Origin of the sequence: Staphylococcus sp. HMSC034G07 (assembly GCF_001835975.1) — a bacterium.
Classification (GTDB): Bacteria; Bacillota; Bacilli; order Staphylococcales; family Staphylococcaceae; genus Staphylococcus; species Staphylococcus ureilyticus.
The window spans coordinates 594,643-610,895 of record NZ_KV826609.1 but is presented as its reverse complement, the minus strand read 5'-3'; the positions used below and the strand labels follow the sequence as shown (position 1 = coordinate 610,895).

The 16,253-nt window shown below is 31.6% G+C and carries 18 protein-coding genes and 2 other annotated features; of the genes, 16 read left to right on the top strand and 2 right to left on the bottom strand.

Going from position 1 to position 16,253, the window contains the following annotated elements; genetic code table 11:
* Positions 1-90: 90 nt before the first annotated feature.
* Positions 91-1,173: an AbrB family transcriptional regulator gene (locus HMPREF2586_RS10975; protein ID WP_064208863.1), complete on the top strand. Its 1,083-nt coding sequence runs from the start codon at positions 91-93 to the stop codon at positions 1,171-1,173.
* Positions 1,174-1,527: 354 nt separating this feature from the next.
* On the opposite strand, the gene HMPREF2586_RS10970 is transcribed toward HMPREF2586_RS10975, so the two are convergent.
* Positions 1,528-2,106, bottom strand: a complete 579-nt coding sequence (locus HMPREF2586_RS10970) for a DNA-3-methyladenine glycosylase I (protein WP_046207652.1) — start codon at positions 2,104-2,106, stop codon at positions 1,528-1,530.
* 58 nt (positions 2,107-2,164) lie between these two features.
* Positions 2,165-2,405 (top strand) — a binding site (T-box leader).
* Between the two features lie 40 nt (positions 2,406-2,445).
* Between HMPREF2586_RS10970 and HMPREF2586_RS10965 the strand changes: the two genes are divergently transcribed.
* The 7 genes from HMPREF2586_RS10965 to radC all read left to right on the top strand — a co-directional run bounded on the left by HMPREF2586_RS10965 (position 2,446) and on the right by radC (position 10,534).
* Positions 2,446-5,076, top strand: a complete 2,631-nt coding sequence (locus tag HMPREF2586_RS10965) for a valine--tRNA ligase (protein WP_064208864.1) — start codon at positions 2,446-2,448, stop codon at positions 5,074-5,076.
* Positions 5,077-5,087: 11 nt separating this feature from the next.
* Positions 5,088-6,350, top strand: coding sequence for a bifunctional folylpolyglutamate synthase/dihydrofolate synthase (locus tag HMPREF2586_RS10960; protein WP_070658670.1), 1,263 nt, complete (start codon positions 5,088-5,090; stop codon positions 6,348-6,350).
* Between the two features lie 180 nt (positions 6,351-6,530).
* Positions 6,531-7,241, top strand: a complete 711-nt coding sequence (locus tag HMPREF2586_RS13055) for a prepilin peptidase (protein ID WP_070658668.1) — start codon at positions 6,531-6,533, stop codon at positions 7,239-7,241.
* Positions 7,242-7,366: 125 nt separating this feature from the next.
* On the top strand, positions 7,367-8,215 hold the full coding sequence (locus HMPREF2586_RS10950; protein ID WP_070658666.1) for an aldo/keto reductase: 849 nt from the start codon (positions 7,367-7,369) through the stop codon (positions 8,213-8,215).
* Between the two features lie 233 nt (positions 8,216-8,448).
* Positions 8,449-9,270 (top strand): squalene/phytoene synthase family protein, encoded by an 822-nt coding sequence (locus tag HMPREF2586_RS10945; protein WP_046207647.1) that lies wholly within the window; start codon positions 8,449-8,451, stop codon positions 9,268-9,270.
* A gap of 159 nt (positions 9,271-9,429) precedes the next feature.
* Positions 9,430-9,639: a hypothetical protein gene (locus HMPREF2586_RS12735; protein ID WP_075100080.1), complete on the top strand. Its 210-nt coding sequence runs from the start codon at positions 9,430-9,432 to the stop codon at positions 9,637-9,639.
* A 217-nt stretch (positions 9,640-9,856) separates the two neighbouring features.
* On the top strand, positions 9,857-10,534 hold the full coding sequence (gene radC / locus HMPREF2586_RS10940; RefSeq protein WP_070039347.1) for a RadC family protein: 678 nt from the start codon (positions 9,857-9,859) through the stop codon (positions 10,532-10,534).
* 412 nt (positions 10,535-10,946) lie between these two features.
* Here the strand turns inward: radC and HMPREF2586_RS10935 are convergent, their stop codons facing one another.
* Positions 10,947-11,126, bottom strand: a complete 180-nt coding sequence (locus HMPREF2586_RS10935) for a hypothetical protein (RefSeq protein WP_019468500.1) — start codon at positions 11,124-11,126, stop codon at positions 10,947-10,949.
* A gap of 146 nt (positions 11,127-11,272) precedes the next feature.
* On the opposite strand from HMPREF2586_RS10935, the gene HMPREF2586_RS10930 reads away from it, so the two are divergent.
* The 8 genes from HMPREF2586_RS10930 to obgE all read left to right on the top strand — a co-directional run bounded on the left by HMPREF2586_RS10930 (position 11,273) and on the right by obgE (position 16,250).
* Positions 11,273-11,731, top strand: coding sequence for a DUF4930 family protein (locus HMPREF2586_RS10930; protein WP_046207927.1), 459 nt, complete (start codon positions 11,273-11,275; stop codon positions 11,729-11,731).
* Between the two features lie 67 nt (positions 11,732-11,798).
* A complete protein-coding gene (locus tag HMPREF2586_RS12900; protein WP_164987239.1) occupies positions 11,799-11,957 on the top strand; it encodes a hypothetical protein in 159 nt (52 codons plus the stop codon).
* Between the two features lie 461 nt (positions 11,958-12,418).
* Positions 12,419-13,261: a rod shape-determining protein MreC gene (gene mreC, locus HMPREF2586_RS10925; protein ID WP_070658664.1), complete on the top strand. Its 843-nt coding sequence runs from the start codon at positions 12,419-12,421 to the stop codon at positions 13,259-13,261.
* Positions 13,261-13,785: a rod shape-determining protein MreD gene (gene mreD, locus HMPREF2586_RS10920; protein WP_046207925.1), complete on the top strand. Its 525-nt coding sequence runs from the start codon at positions 13,261-13,263 to the stop codon at positions 13,783-13,785. Before mreC ends, mreD begins: the two co-directional genes overlap by 1 nt.
* Before the next feature lie 29 nt (positions 13,786-13,814).
* Positions 13,815-13,888, top strand: a sequence feature (ribosomal protein L21 leader region).
* Positions 13,889-13,900: 12 nt separating this feature from the next.
* Positions 13,901-14,209, top strand: a complete 309-nt coding sequence (gene rplU, locus HMPREF2586_RS10915) for a 50S ribosomal protein L21 (RefSeq protein WP_046207924.1) — start codon at positions 13,901-13,903, stop codon at positions 14,207-14,209.
* 2 nt (positions 14,210-14,211) lie between these two features.
* Complete coding sequence (locus HMPREF2586_RS10910; protein ID WP_046207923.1) at positions 14,212-14,532, top strand: ribosomal-processing cysteine protease Prp; 321 nt, start codon at positions 14,212-14,214, stop codon at positions 14,530-14,532.
* A gap of 11 nt (positions 14,533-14,543) precedes the next feature.
* Positions 14,544-14,828: a 50S ribosomal protein L27 gene (gene rpmA / locus HMPREF2586_RS10905; RefSeq protein WP_019468507.1), complete on the top strand. Its 285-nt coding sequence runs from the start codon at positions 14,544-14,546 to the stop codon at positions 14,826-14,828.
* Positions 14,829-14,957: 129 nt separating this feature from the next.
* Complete coding sequence (obgE, locus tag HMPREF2586_RS10900) at positions 14,958-16,250, top strand: GTPase ObgE (protein WP_070658662.1); 1,293 nt, start codon at positions 14,958-14,960, stop codon at positions 16,248-16,250.
* Positions 16,251-16,253: the final 3 nt, after the last annotated feature.

Sequence of the window (16,253 nt, the reverse complement as noted above, 5' to 3'; positions counted from 1 at the left end):
GAAATCAAATTAAGCATTTTGATTTCTAACTCGCTCCATTGTTTTAGTTAGACATGTATATATAACGATACTAAGGAAAGTTGTGAGCATATGAATAAGCATTTTAAAAATAATATAATCGTATTAATATTAGCGCTTATTTTTAGTTTGGCACTAAATGCTGCCCATGTTTTGCTACCATTTATGTTTGGTCCAATTATTGCTAGTATCGTTTGTATACGCTATTTACATTTAGATATAAAGTGGCCGTTTTGGTTGAGTCAAATCGGGTTAGTGCTTTTAGGTGTTCAAATTGGCTCTACGTTTACTAAAAATGTCATATTTGACATTAAAGATGATTGGCTCACGATTGTTTTAATAACAATTATGTTACTTATTTTAGCATTAATCATTGCTTATTTTTTCAAAAAAATTGCCAATGTAAATACTGAAACGGCAATTTTAAGTGTAATTCCTGGCGCTTTAAGTCAAATGTTAATAATGGCAGAAGAAAATAAAAAAGCGAATATCATGGTTGTTAGTTTAACTCAAACATCAAGAATCATTTTCGTAGTTATATTAGTGCCATTTATTTCGTATTTTTTTCAAAGCCCTGGAAATCATTCAACGTCTGGACAATCTACAGAAGTTTTGACACGGGCTTTAACAATTCCCAATATGGCTTTACTCATTATCGCAATAGTCGCTATTTATTTTGTTATGTCAAAAATAAATTTTCCAACCAAGCAATTACTTGCGCCTATCCTCGTACTGATATGTTGGAACTTAGTTACAGGCGTGACTTTCACATTAGATAATTACATCATTGCTGCAGCACAAATCATATATATGATTCGAATAGGGATACAAATAGCAAAATTACTTGACCAAATGAAAGGAAGAATTGCAATAGCAATAGCATTTCAGAATATTTTATTGATATTATTAGCATTTGTGATGGTCTTGTTTATAGCAACGGTATCTCATCATCAAGTAAATGAACTATTCCTTGGTGCTGCGCCTGGGGGTATGAGTCAAATCGTATTAGTTGCTATTGAAACTGGCGCAGATGTTGCGATGATATCTAGTTATCATATCTTTAGAATTTTCTTTATATTATTTTTAATTGCACCGATGTTAAATTATTTTCTTAAATTTAGAGAAAGTCAACGTGAAAGCAATAAAAATGATTAGCGAAATATAACTTTGTAAATCTTTTATTTTTTTACAATAATTTAATATTTAATATATTGAACAACACATTTCTGTTTGATATTATAGAAGAGAAGTACCTCCAGTACTTCATCCTTTTGACCACTCTTCGGAGTGGTTTTTATAAATTTAAATTTTCATGATTTTATGCATATCATTTATATATTTATGACATCGATTCACTTTTGAAAGATTCCTAGTTGTTTAATCTAAAAACATGAACAAAAGCTCATGCCAGACTGACGACAAAGTCTCTAATATGCTCCTCCATGTAGACATTTAAAAATAAAAACTATGAGGGAGCATGTCACTTTTTATACCAAAACTAGTTTGATGTTAATGAAAACCCTCACCGTTGTATATATTAGGATTATAAGGACATGATTGTAAGTGAGCGTTATATAGTCCTGCTGCCTCTAAAAATGAGAAGACAGTTACCGGACCTAAAAAACTAAATCCATATTGTTTTAATTTTTTAGAAAGTTCAGTTGCACGTTGATCGACTGTAATCCGTTCACTTGATTGAATATAACCTAAATCGAGTGGTTTATGATCGACATAAGACCATAAAAATTTACTGAAACTGCCGTAATCTTGCTCAATTTTGAAATAACCTTTAGCTTGATTGACAATAGCCTCTAATTTTTTTCTGTTATGAACAATATTAGGAAATGCCATTAACTTATCAATATCTTCTGAAGTCATTTTTACAATTTTAGCTGGATTGAAATTATAAAATGCTTGTTCATACGCTTCTTTTTTCTTTAAAATGGTTAACCAAGATAGACCAGCATGTTGGGATTCTAACGCCATTAATTTAAACAATTTCAAACTATCATATATAGGATGTCCCCAACTTTCATTGTGATAATTAATATATACAGGATCTGTAGTGCCGAACGCACATTCATTCATAAATTTCACTCCATTTTATTGACTTATTTTCATATCCATTATACTATAATCAAGTAAAGAAATATTGTCTAATGGGAAGAGTAAATAAGCTGAAATTTAACAGAGAGTACATGGTCGCTGAAAATGTACAGTTTAACTTATTGAAGGTAGCCCTCATTGAACTTTAGCTGAAATTTGTCAAAACAAAGATAATAAAGTAGGTTAAAGCGTGTTTGAGCGTTAATCATAATTTTAAGTGCTTGAAATTATTATGTTAATTTCTTGAATTTAGGTGGTACCACGGTAAACCCGTCCTATTTTATAGGATGGGTTTTTATTTATTTAAGGAGGATTTTAAACATGGAAATGAACCCCAAATATAATCCAAACGAAGTTGAAGCTGGGCGTTATGACCAATGGGTCAGTAATGGCTATTTTAAAGCAGCAGAAGATCATTCAAAAGAAACATATACAATTGTTATTCCACCCCCAAACGTAACAGGTAAATTACATTTAGGTCATGCCTGGGATACAACATTACAAGACATTATAACAAGAATGAAACGTATGCAAGGGTATGACACACTATATTTACCAGGTATGGATCATGCTGGCATCGCGACACAAGCTAAAGTAGAAGCGAAACTCAAAGAAGAAGGTTTATCTCGCCATGACTTAGGTAGAGAAAAATTCCTCGAAAAAGCCTGGGACTGGAAAGAAGAGTATGCTGATTTTATCAGACAACAATGGGCAAAATTAGGTTTAGGTTTAGATTATAGTAGAGAACGCTTTACGTTAGATGAAGGACTTAGTAAAGCGGTAAAAAAAGTATTCGTCGATATGTATAATAAAGGACTCATCTATCGAGGTGAATACATTATCAACTGGGACCCAGTTGCACGTACTGCTTTATCTGATATAGAAGTCATTCATGAAGATGTTCAAGGCAAGTTCTATCATTTCAAATATCCTTACGCAGATGGCAATGGGTATATAGAAATAGCAACTACGCGCCCTGAGACAATGTTAGGTGACACTGCAATCGTGGTGAATCCGAATGATGACCGTTATAAAGATGTGATAGGTAAAACTGTAATCTTGCCTATAATTGGAAGAGAATTACCAATTCTAGCAGATGAATATGTGGATATCGATTTTGGTAGTGGTGCGATGAAAGTTACGCCATCACATGATCCAAATGACTTTGAAATTGGTAACCGTCATGATTTAGAGCGCATTACTGTTATGGATGAGTCTGGTCATATGAATGCACATGCTGGTAAATATCAAGGTATGGATAGATTTGAATGTCGTGAAGCATTAGTAAAAGATTTACAAGAACAGGATTTAGTGATTAAAATTGAAGAACATGAACACTCTGTTGGACATTCTGAACGTTCTGGTGCGGTCGTTGAACCTTATCTATCCACACAATGGTTTGTTAAAATGAAACCATTAGCAGAACAAGCGTTAAATAACCAAAAAACGGATAATAGAATTGATTTTGTACCTCAAAGATTTGAAAAAACATTTAATCGTTGGATGGAAGAAATTAGAGATTGGACGATTTCACGACAATTATGGTGGGGGCATCAAATACCTGCATGGTATCATAATGAAACAGGAGAAATTTACGTCGGTGAAACACCTCCACAAAATTCAGAAGAATGGACGCAAGATGAGGATGTATTAGACACTTGGTTCTCAAGTGCGCTTTGGCCATTTTCAACATTAGGTTGGCCTGATACTGAAAACGAAGATTTTCAACGTTATTATCCAACTAATGTACTTGTAACCGGTTATGATATTATTTTCTTTTGGGTTGCCAGAATGATATTCCAAGGACTTGAGTTTACAGGACAACGACCATTTAATGATGTGTTATTACATGGATTAGTACGTGCTGAAGATGGCCGTAAAATGAGTAAATCTTTAGGCAATGGTGTTGATCCTATGGACGTAATCGATGAGTACGGCGCAGATAGTTTAAGATATTTCTTAGCAACTGGGTCATCTCCTGGTCATGATTTACGTTATTCTACGGAAAAAGTTGAATCAATTTGGAATTTTATTAATAAAATTTGGAATGCTGCTAGATTTAGTCTGATGAATATTGGTGACAATTTCAAAGTTGAAGATGTTGACTTAACTCGTAATTTATCATTAGCAGATAAATGGATTTTAACACGCTTAAATGAAACAATAGATACAGTCACTGATTTAAGTGAACGTTATGAATTTGGAGAAGTTGGCAGAGCTTTATATAACTTTATTTGGGATGAATTCTGCGATTGGTATATAGAAATGAGTAAAATACCTATGAACGGAGAAGATGAAGATCAAAAACAAGTTACACGTTCTGTATTAACATATGTATTAGATAATACGATGAGAATGTTGCACCCATTTATGCCATTTGTAACAGAACAAATCTGGCAAAATTTACCACACGAAGGTGAAACGATTGTCAATGCAGCTTGGCCAAAATCCAATAATGAGTTAGTATTTGATGAAAGTAAAGAAACGATGCAACAACTTGTTGAAATAATTAAATCCGTAAGACAATCACGCTTAGAAGTAGATACGCCATTATCTAAAGCAATTCCAATTTTTATTCAAGCAAAAAATGAAAATATAAAAGAGACTTTATTAAATAATTCAAATTATATTGATAGATTTTGTCATCCAAGTGAGTTGATTATTAAAACTACAATAGATATCCCTGAAAAAGCAATGACATCTATTACTTCTGCTGGTGAAGTCGTATTACCATTAGAAGGCTTGATTGACATGGATAAAGAAATTACGCGCTTAGAAAATGAACTCAAAAAATGGGAAAAAGAGTTAGACCGTGTTAATAAGAAACTAGCAAATGAAAACTTTGTTAATAAAGCACCTGAAAAAATTATTAATGAAGAACGTGAGAAAAAGCAAACATATCAAGAAAAATATGATGGTGTACAAGAACGCATTAATCAATTAAAAGCATAGGAGTCCTTAACATGAATTACCTAGACAGCTTATATTGGATACATGAACGAACTAAATTTGGCATTAAACCAGGTGTTAAACGCATGGAGTGGATGCTAGATAAATTAAACAATCCACAATTTAATATCAATGGTATTCATGTCGGTGGTACAAATGGTAAAGGATCAACAGTTGCCTATTTAAGGTCAGCGCTTGTTGACAATGGATATGAAATTGGGACCTTTACATCTCCTTTTATAGAAACGTTTAATGAACGTATAAGTTTAAATGGTGTACCAATTAGCGATGATGCCATTGTAGAATTAGTTCAAAAGGTAAAACCAGTAAGTGAAGCATTAGAAGCAGAAACAGAACTTGGAACAGCAACAGAATTTGAAATTATTACAACGATGATGTTTCTATATTTTGGAGAAATTCATCCGGTTGACTTTGTAATAGTAGAAGCAGGCTTGGGTATAAAAAATGATTCTACCAATGTATTTAAACCAATGCTTAGCATTTTAACGAGTATTGGTTTAGATCATGTTGATATTTTAGGCGACACATATGTAGATATTGCCAAAGATAAAGGTGCAATTGTTAAACCTGAAACACCTGTTATATATGCTGTGAAGAATGAAGATGCACTTAAAGTCATTCGTGATTTTGTAGAACAACAAAATGCAGAAGGTATCGAGTTAGATAGAGATATCAGTGTGATTTCACAAGGTGAGGAATTTACATATCGCTATAAGAATTATGAACTAGAAACGCTTATTTTGGATATGTTTGGTGAACATCAAAAAGAGAATGCAGCATTGGCAATTACAGCATTAATCGAATTAAATGAATCAGGGTTAGTGGAATTAGATTTTAACAAGATGATCAATGGGATTGAAGCAGTGCATTGGACAGGAAGAATTGAAAAGGTTAAAGATGATCCATTGATGATTATAGATGGTGCGCATAATTTAGAAAGTATAGAAGCACTCATAAAGACATTAAAAGATTATTATAAAATAGACAATGTGGACGTTTTGTATGCAGCTATTAATGGCAAACCTATCCACGCAATGGTTGATCAATTAAAAACAATTGCTTCTACAATGTATATTACCGATTTTGATTTTCCAAAAGCATGTACAAAAGAAGAAATTTATGATGAAATACGATTCGAGCAAAAAGAAACTGTAGATGATTTTGTTCAATTTATTGAAAACTATGAAGGACAAGGGTTAGTCATTACAGGTAGTTTGTATTTCATTAGTGAAGTTAAAGCGAAAGTGAATTTCTAAATATTTTTATTTGAATATCATAAAGCTAGTTACTATTTTACAACTTAACCAAAGGTATTTATTGTTTTTGTTAAATAGTTAACTAGCTTTTTCTACAAATATTTACTATTCTTTAAAAAATGATATTTTTGTTAAAAAGCTAGGCTCTTGCAGGTATAATAAGCAAGAGGAGGCGATTCATTGCTGTTATTGTTTGTTGTATGTCCTGTATTATTTAGTTTTCTTTACCAGTTATGTTATGTAGAAACTTTTAAATTAAAGTATTTGGTAAGTAGATCTAAATGTGATTTCTGTAATAAGCAATTGAGGTACAGAGATATCATACCAATATTCAGTTATATTAGACTTTTTGGAAAGGCGTCGTGCTGTAATCAAACGCTTAGTAGATGTTATATCTTAGGTGAAATATTGTCAGTAGTACCAGCACTTTATACACTATTTCATCCAAGTGTACAAGCGTTAAGTACTTTCATATGTTTATATTTATTTCTGCTTGTTTTTGCTCTCTTTGATATACAAACACTTTCTATCCCATTACATATATTTTTAATATTTGCTTTTGTTAGTGCAATAATTTTTGAGGGTCATCTTAATTATTTTGTCATTGTTACATTCTTTCTACACATATTTTATTTCTTGTTCAAACATGCTATTGGATATGGCGATATATTAATTTGTTCACTTTTATCTTACTTAATACCTTATTCCATCTTTATTAACATACTCTTTCTTACTTTCTTATTAGGCAGTGTAATTTCAACGATATTAGTGCTTCAAACAAAAAAGCGAAAAATTAAAATACCACTTATTCCATTTATATATCTTGCTTTTTGTATAGAGACAGTTTTATTACATTTAAGAATTTTCGAAGTAGGATTTAGATATTTATGATTAATTCAGACAACTATAGCGATTATAAATGCTTAAAAAAGGGTAAAATATAAAAGTAATGATTTAAAATCAATTTAAGGTTGATTTGTAACAAAACTCACCTAATATTGAAAGGAAGTTATAAATTGAGTTTAAATAAAAAGTTTCTATTAAATGATGGTACCACATTACCTCATATAGCATTAGGTACAGTTAATATTCAAGGTGGTAAAGGTGTTAAAGAATTAGAAAATGCATTAAATCTAGGTTATAGCGTCATTGATACTTCTACTAACTACAATAATGAAGGGATGGTAGGTGAAGCTATTCGTCGTTCTAGTATTCCTAGAGAAGAAATTTATGTTAGTGCCAAATTACCAGGTTTGGCTCATGAATATGATAAGGCAATTAACTTGATACAAGAATCTCTTTATAGAACAGGTTTAGATTATTTTGATAAATATCTAGTTCATTGGCCTAATCCTAAACAAGGTAAATATGTAGAAGCTTGGCAAGCATTAGTTGATGCTCAAAAATATGGATTAATAAAATCAATAGGTGTATCTAATTTTATGCCTGATCATTTAGATGACATCATTGAGGCAACAGGAGTTACTCCGGTAACTAACCAAATAGAAATTCACCCATACTTTAATAATAGTGAATTAATTGAAGAAAATGATAAGCGTGGTATTTTATCAGAAGCGTGGAGTCCATTGGGTCGTGAGATTAATGATGTGCTAATGAATGATACAATTAAAGAAATTGCTGAAAAATATCATCGTTCTACAGCACAAGTCATTATTAATTGGGTAAACCAAAAACATGTTTTTCCTGTAGTTAAAGCATCACAATTTAACCATCAACGTGATAACTTTAAATATCTAGACTTTGAACTATCAGATCAAGATATTGCTAAAATTGATGCATTAGACAAAGGTGAAAATGGTCGTGTTGAAGGACAAAATCCTTATGAATACGAAGAGTTTGTATAATAGAATTTAAAGTTACATTTAAGTACTAAAATTTTTAGAAGCTTAGTATTTTAAAAATCTGTGTTTGCTAACTCCTAGAAGCGGGCAATAGAATTGATTAATTTTAGTCGATTTTATTCTCGCTTTTTAATATATTTAAATAACATAAGTATAAATCTGCTAACAGTATAGCATATGCTATTTTAATATTTAAAAATATGATAATATCAAGAAAAGGGAGGGGAACTCATAAAATGGCAGAAAAGAAATTCCCAAAAGATGCAATGCGCGTTTTAAAAGAGACAAGCCGTACGTTTTATATTCCAATTACTTTTTTAGAAAAAGAACTAAAACATTCTGTAGCTTGTGCATATTTAGTTATGCGTGCAATTGATGAAATTGAAGATCATGAAGAAATTAGTAATGATTTAAAGTATCATATGTTAATGCAAATTAGCGATTTACTTAAAACACCTTTTGATTCAGAAAAATATTTAGAAATCATAAATCCAGTCAAAGATAAATTACCAGAGGTTACAGTAAGATTGGAAGATTGGTTGGATGCTTGCCCTGAACACACACGGTCAATCGTTAGAGAATCTTCTAGTGAAATGGCGTATGGTATGGCAAAATGGGCAAAAGCTAATTGGAGAATTAAATCTCGCGATGATTTAGATGATTATACATATTATGTGGCTGGGCTTGTAGGTGTAATGCTATCTAAACTCTGGGATGTTTGTGCAAATGTTAAAACAGATAGAGATTTAGCAATAGGCTACGGAAGAGGACTGCAGGCTGTCAACATCCTTCGTAACGAGGAAGAAGATCTTGAAGAACGTGACGTAAGCTTTGTTCCAGATGGTTGGACTCGCGCAGATTTATTTGTATATGCTGAAGAAAATTTAGCAAAAGCTGATGAATACATGAAGGCTATCAATAAAAGAACGATATTGTTGTTTTGTCGTTTACCATTAGCGTTCGCACATAAAACATTAAAAGCAATGAAAAATGGACGTGAAAAAATGACACGTGAAGAAGTTGAAAAAACAGTAGAAGAAGTTAAAAAAGAAGAGTAGTTTGATTAAAAGCATAGTTATTTTAATTTGTAAGATTTACATGTTGAAATTTACTATGCTTTTTAATTATATATAAAATGTATGATTTTATTTGTCGAATTTTAACGCACTATTATGAGATATCTTTGAACAGACATTAATTTAAGGATGGATTCAGTTATGAATAGAACGACACTATTAAGTTTATTAAATTTTGTATTTTTAATAATATTTGCTTTAGCATTTTTAACTAATATATTTGGGAAACTCACAATATATTTCATCATCATACTTCCTTTAATCATACTTGGATTAGGCATTTTCATTTTAATAGATAGTTTTAGAAAATATCAGCATGATAGTAATCATTTTGATAATCATAAATTTTAATGATGCAACTGTTTCATATTGAATTAAAAATTTTTAGCTAGAAATTAACAATTATTAGATTAATGAGAAAAAAGTCTACATGAGATATCATTCGTAGTAGAATAAATACATCTCACTTTTGAAATCTTCTAAAGAATCTTATTCCAATGACATTACAAATGATTAAGTTTACCAATATTGTAATACATCTAGATTATTTCATAGGAGTTGTTATTTATTGAAAATAAATGAACTTGCAGATCATCAAAAACCAAGAGAACGTATGTTGAGTCAGGGTGCTAGGTATTTATCACATGCTGAATTATTAGCTATTCTAATTAATACAGGTAGAAAAGGTAGTTCAAGTTTAGACATAGCTAATGAATTACTAAAATCAGTAGATAATTTAAAGGAGTTAAAAGCATTATCCATTAACGATTTAAACAAAATAAAAGGTGTGGGACTGTATAAAGCACTTATATTGAAAGCAGCATTTGAATTAGGAGAGCGCATACATTCTGGAAGCGTCGATGATAAAATTCAAATCACTAGCCCTAAAGATGTGGCGGACTTTATGATGGGTCAGATGGAACACTTAAAACAAGAAAAATTTATTGTACTTTTCTTAAATTCCAAAAATATCGTTATAAAAAAGAAAACAATATTTATAGGTACGTTAAATGCTTCAATCGTACATCCAAGAGAAATATTTAGTGAAGCGATTAAATGTGCCAGTAATGCGATTATCGTTTTACATAACCATCCATCTGGTGATACAACACCTTCAAATGAAGATATTAAAACCACCGAAAGACTTAGAGAATGTGGACAACTTTTAGGTATTGATTTATTAGACCATGTCATTATAGGAGACCATGAATATTTAAGTATGGTAGAAGAAGGATATTTTGATTAAACTGTGTTAGTTTAAATGGAGTTAATATTGCTGATGATATTGAATAGCTCTGTCATTATATACTAGATAGTTATTTTATATCCGAGACATCAAATTAGCTGGTTAAGCAGTAGGCAATATACTTTTAGTTGCGCTATTATTACCTGTGATTTATTAAATGCAAATGATTAAAATGATTATAATGCATTTATATAGTACTATTTTGATTTTGACGGTTGGCGGTACAGTTTCATCAACGCGTCTTAATTTTTGAAAGATTAGGCTTATTCATTTTTAGTACGGTCGTCGTTAGATTAATTTGGGCGTTATTATTGTGTGCTTGTTATTAATGTAAGCGTGTAATTGCGAAAAACAGTCATATGAAATAAAAAAAGGCGCTTATTGGACATCAATGTCTATAAGCGCTAAAATTTTAATTTATAAAACTGAAAAATTGATTATAATTTTCCATTAACCAAAGAATGCCTTGGTATCCTAGGTAAATACATAATACAATTATGCCAACATAGATTAAAAATCTTAAAATAGATAAACCTACTCTAAATAATAAGATAACTAAGAGTGCAAGCAGGATTATAGATAAAATACTCATTGTCTATTCACTCCTTTTAATATAGTTTAATATTAATGCATGAAACATACATCGGTCTATAGTTAAAATATAAATACACCTATAGTCTGATGATAAACTTTATTAAACATACTATAATTTTGATGAATAAAATAGGAGGATGGTTCATGCGTTTCATATTTAGCATTATAAAGAATATTATAGCTATTATTGCCATTATAGTAATTGTATTTTTCGCACTCAAATACGCGCCTTTTTTAAAAGACCAAGATTGGAATCCAATGCACAATGATGAATCATCCTTAAATAATAGCGCAAATAAAGGGCACCTAACAGGTGGACAAAGATATTCAGTGGAAGATAATGATATTTTAAATAACGTTCCACTTAGTCAAACGAAGAATATGTTTAATTGGATTGATAAACGAGAGTTTATGTCAGTAACTGGTATTGAAAGAATGGGATATAACGACTCTTATTTGGCTGGGCAACGTGGCGATGAATTTATTATATATAAATTTGGTTCTGAATCTATGAGAGTTTATAAAACTGAAATAGAGATGAATCAAGACCTTAATCAATTAGGTGAACATATAGAATTAAAGCCAGCATCAAATTATGAGTAATGGATTTGAATTCTTTTAATAAATAAGTTAGCCTTATATAAGTAATAAGAAAAGGTTGGTGTTTATAATGAGTGAAAAATCTAATGAAAAAAAAGCAGACGAACAAGCAAAAGCACAAAATTTATTTGCACGTTGGCGTAAAGAAGAAACGCTTTATAAAGAAGATGAAAAAGAATCTAGTAAGTCTAACGACTCTAAAACATCATCAGATGAAGAAAAAAATTAGATTTATTTAATCAAGTACTAAAAGTTAATCGAATGTGTATGTAATAGCAGTTTACACTGCTTCTAAGCATTTCTTAGATTTTTAAAAATAAATAGGATAAATAAGCAGGACGAGTTTTAAAGTCGATTTGGATATGATTGATTTTGACTCGTTCTTTTTTATGCGGTTGGATATTTATTGAAATGAATAATGGGTTACCTTGACGTTATTTTTAGTTGCCTATTATAAAAATTAATTGATGTGTTAAAATCAATACTAAATAATACACTATTCTATATAATTACTGCTATAATACAAGTTATCACAATGTTTGAATATAAAATATAATAAACTTATCTTCATATTTAAATCCGTAAATAAATTTTGTTCTATATTCTTTATGTTCGTGCTTTATTTCGTTTTAGTAGTAATATAAAATGATAAGAAGAAGATAAAATAGTTGGTTAATAGAGGTGTTTAGGTTGTCAAAGTTTTTTAGAAACAACAAATTGATTGTTATATTATGTGCAATCATTGTGTTTATAGCCTTGATTGGTGTGTCATTACGCTCACAATCACAATCACATATTGAACAATATGTGGGAGATACGGTTGCTTTTGGCCAAAAAGCTGTGAGTTATCCAGTCCACTTTGTTACTGGATCTATCAATAGTATTTTTTCTAATGGCGACTCCAAAAAGCAATCAAGTGAAATAAAACAGTTAGAAGCAGAAAATCAAAGGTTAAAATCAGAAAATAAAAAGTATAAAAAAGAATTAGATATTGAAGATATATCTAAATTTGATCCAATTTCAAGCACAGTTCTTTCAAGAAATCCTGATCAGTGGATGAATACATTAGTGATTAATCAGGGTGCAAAAGATGGCATCAAAAATAATATGGCAGTAATGACTTCTGATGGATTAGTTGGACGTATCTCTAAAGTGAATCAATTCTCTTCACAAGTAGATTTAATATCAACAAATACAAGGGCGAATCGCTTATCTGTCAATATTCAACATGATGACAAAAATGTGTTTGGTCTCATAGACCATTATGATGCTAAAACTGAAGAGCTAGTAATATCTGATATAAACAATAAAGACAGTATTAAAAAAGGAGATAAAGTAGTTACAAGTGGATTAGCTGATCAGCTTCCAACAGGGTTATACATAGGTGAAGTAGCAAAAGTTGAAAATGATGAGTATGGCTTATCTAAAGAAGTTAGAGTGAAAACTGGTACTGATTTAGCTGATTTAAGCCATGTTTATGTTGCTAAAAGAGACCCTAATACGGTGCCTGATACTGAAAGTGGTGATAATTAATGCGTACGTTTTACTACTTTCTTATTGGTATCATTCTTTTTTATATTGATACTGCAATTGCACTAGTGATACCTATGCAAATTTCTGGAAATGAAATCATCTTCGTGCCTCATTTAACGATAATGTACATCTTAATCATGAGTGTCTATAGAGGCTTTGGTGTAGCAATGGTTTTCTCAATTGTCTTAGGATTAATTACCGATTTATATTATGGAAGTTTTTACGGACTATATTTATTTGGTTATATTTTATTAGTTGTCATCATGGATTTTTTCTTCAAAGTATTTTATCGAGATCATTCGATGCTATTTACAATCGTATTGTTGAGTACACTCGTGTTAGAAATTTATGTAGCAATTATATATAGTGCTTTAGGATTAGTTCAATTTAATTTATTTGAATTTGTGATTTTTAGAATGTTACCGACGTTTATACTAAACTTTATTTTATTAATTATTTTGTATCCGCTAATAACAAAATTTCTCAAAAAAATCCAATTGAAGATTGACAGTAAAAGATTGTAATGCTAAAATGCAGTAGTTGAGTAGTTTCTAGCTACATACAACCGCTCAAATTCAGGTTCAAGTACAGTGATGTCACCTGATTTTGGCGTGACTTAAATTATAGGAGGTGCAAAGTATGTTTGCTATTATTGAAACAGGTGGAAAACAAGTAAAAGTTGAAGAAGGACAAGAAATTTTCGTTGAAAGATTAGACGTAAATGAAGGTGATTCTTTCACTTTTGATAAAGTATTATTTGTAGGTGGAGATTCAGTTAAAGTTGGTGCGCCAACAGTTGAAGGTGCAACAGTTACTGCTACTGTAAACAAACAAGGTCGCGGTAAAAAAATTACTGTATTCACTTATAGACGTCGTAAAGACTCTAAACGTAAAAAAGGTCATCGTCAACCATACACTAAATTAACAATCGACAAAATCAACGCATAACTATGATTAATGTAGATGTTACATTAAATGATTCGGGCCAAGTAACAGACGTTGTCATGGATGGTCATGCCGAACATGGTGAGTATGGTTATGACATTGTATGTGCAGGAGCATCTGCAGTTATTTTCGGTAGTGTTAATGCTATAATGGGATTAACAACCGAGAAACCCGACATTGACTATAGTGATGACGGTGGATACTTCCATGTTAGAAGTGTCGATACACATAACGAAAAAGCGCAATTAATTCTTCAGGCAATGTTAGTCTCTTTGCAGACAATTGAAGAAGAATACAAAGAAAATATTAGATTAAATTATAAGTGAGGTGCAACCAAATGTTAAAATTAAACTTACAGTTCTTCGCATCTAAAAAAGGGGTAAGTTCTACAAAAAACGGACGTGACTCTGAATCAAAACGTTTAGGTGCTAAGCGTGCGGATGGTCAATTCGTTACTGGCGGTTCTATTTTGTTCCGTCAACGTGGTACTAAAATTTATCCTGGTGAAAATGTTGGTCGTGGTGGCGACGATACATTATTCGCTAAAATCGACGGCGTTGTAAAATTCGAACGTAAAGGTCGAGACAAAAAACAAGTATCTGTATACGCAGCTGCTGAGTAATTTTTGTTAATGTTAACACCAGAAGTGATGACTTCTGGTGTTTATTTTTGTCTTTATTTTCTAGTTATCTAGAAAATGCTATAATATACAAGATATGTAAATTAAATTTAGTAAAAAAGAGGTGAAATCATGTTTGTTGATCAAGTTAAAATATCACTTAAAGCTGGTGATGGTGGTAATGGCATAACTGCATACAGAAGAGAAAAATACGTACCATTTGGTGGACCAGCTGGTGGTGATGGTGGTAACGGAGCTTCAATTGTGTTCGAAGTAGATGAAGGTCTAAGAACGTTATTAGATTTCAGATATCAAACACATTTCAAAGCTAAAAGAGGTGAAGGTGGCCAAAGTAGTAATATGCACGGGAAAAACGCTGAGCATTTAGTATTAAAAGTGCCACCAGGTACAATCATTAAAAGTGTTGAAACTGAAGAAGTATTAGCAGATTTAGTAGAGAATGGACAGCGTGCTACAGTTGCTAGAGGCGGTCGTGGTGGTCGTGGGAATTCACGCTTTGCTTCTCCACGAAACCCTGCACCAGATTTTAGTGAAAATGGTGAACCAGGTGAAGAAATTGAGGTTACTTTGGAATTAAAACTACTTGCAGATGTTGGTTTAGTCGGTTTCCCAAGTGTTGGGAAATCTACATTACTATCAATAGTTTCTAAAGCAAAACCAAAGATTGGAGCTTATCATTTTACGACTATTAAACCTAACTTAGGTGTTGTCTCTACCAAAGATCATCGAAGTTTTGTGATGGCGGATTTACCTGGTCTTATACAAGGCGCTTCTGAAGGTATCGGATTAGGTCATCAGTTTTTAAGACACGTTGAGAGAACCAAAGTAATTGTGCATATGATTGATATGAGTGGTTCAGAAGGTCGAGATCCTTACGAAGATTATCAAATTATTAATGAAGAATTAAAAGCTTATGAACATAGATTAGAAGATCGACCACAAATAGTTGTTGCTAATAAAATGGATATCCCCGATGCAGAAGATAATCTAACTATTTTTAAAGAACAATTAAATGATACCAGTGTACGTATTATTCCGTTGTCTACAGTAATGCACGACAATATTGATGAATTATTATATGCTATTGCTGATACACTAGAAGAAGTTAAAGATGTAGATTTTAATAAGGAAGAAGAAGATTTGGGTGTTAATAGAGTTGTCTATAAACACACGCCTAGCCAGGATGCATTTACGATTACAAGAGACGATGATGCTGCTTACGTAGTGAGTGGTAAAGCCATAGAAAGAATGTTCAAAATGACTGACTTTAATAGTGATCCAGCCGTTAGACGTTTTGCGCGTCAAATGCGTTCAATGGGTATTGACGATGCACTACGTGAACGTGGTTGTGAAAATGGAGATATTGTAAGAATACTCGGTGGAGAATTTGAATTTGTTGAATAGGAG

Bases quoted from the DNA above. Each gene is read 5' to 3' on its own strand.
- HMPREF2586_RS10935 (WP_019468500.1), bottom strand. From the start codon at position 11,126: ATGAGTATTTTATCTATAATCCTGCTTGCACTCTTAGTTATCTTATTA.
- rplU (WP_046207924.1), top strand. From the start codon at position 13,901: ATGTTTGCTATTATTGAAACAGGTGGAAAACAAGTAAAAGTTGAAGAA.
- HMPREF2586_RS10910 (WP_046207923.1), top strand. From the start codon at position 14,212: ATGATTAATGTAGATGTTACATTAAATGATTCGGGCCAAGTAACAGAC.
- HMPREF2586_RS10930 (WP_046207927.1), top strand. From the start codon at position 11,273: ATGCGTTTCATATTTAGCATTATAAAGAATATTATAGCTATTATTGCC.
- HMPREF2586_RS10960 (WP_070658670.1), top strand. From the start codon at position 5,088: ATGAATTACCTAGACAGCTTATATTGGATACATGAACGAACTAAATTT.
- mreD (WP_046207925.1), top strand. From the start codon at position 13,261: ATGCGTACGTTTTACTACTTTCTTATTGGTATCATTCTTTTTTATATT.
- obgE (WP_070658662.1), top strand. From the start codon at position 14,958: ATGTTTGTTGATCAAGTTAAAATATCACTTAAAGCTGGTGATGGTGGT.
- HMPREF2586_RS12900 (WP_164987239.1), top strand. From the start codon at position 11,799: ATGAGTGAAAAATCTAATGAAAAAAAAGCAGACGAACAAGCAAAAGCA.
- HMPREF2586_RS10975 (WP_064208863.1), top strand. From the start codon at position 91: ATGAATAAGCATTTTAAAAATAATATAATCGTATTAATATTAGCGCTT.
- HMPREF2586_RS10970 (WP_046207652.1), bottom strand. From the start codon at position 2,106: ATGAATGAATGTGCGTTCGGCACTACAGATCCTGTATATATTAATTAT.
- HMPREF2586_RS10945 (WP_046207647.1), top strand. From the start codon at position 8,449: ATGGCAGAAAAGAAATTCCCAAAAGATGCAATGCGCGTTTTAAAAGAG.
- rpmA (WP_019468507.1), top strand. From the start codon at position 14,544: ATGTTAAAATTAAACTTACAGTTCTTCGCATCTAAAAAAGGGGTAAGT.
- HMPREF2586_RS10965 (WP_064208864.1), top strand. From the start codon at position 2,446: ATGGAAATGAACCCCAAATATAATCCAAACGAAGTTGAAGCTGGGCGT.
- HMPREF2586_RS12735 (WP_075100080.1), top strand. From the start codon at position 9,430: ATGAATAGAACGACACTATTAAGTTTATTAAATTTTGTATTTTTAATA.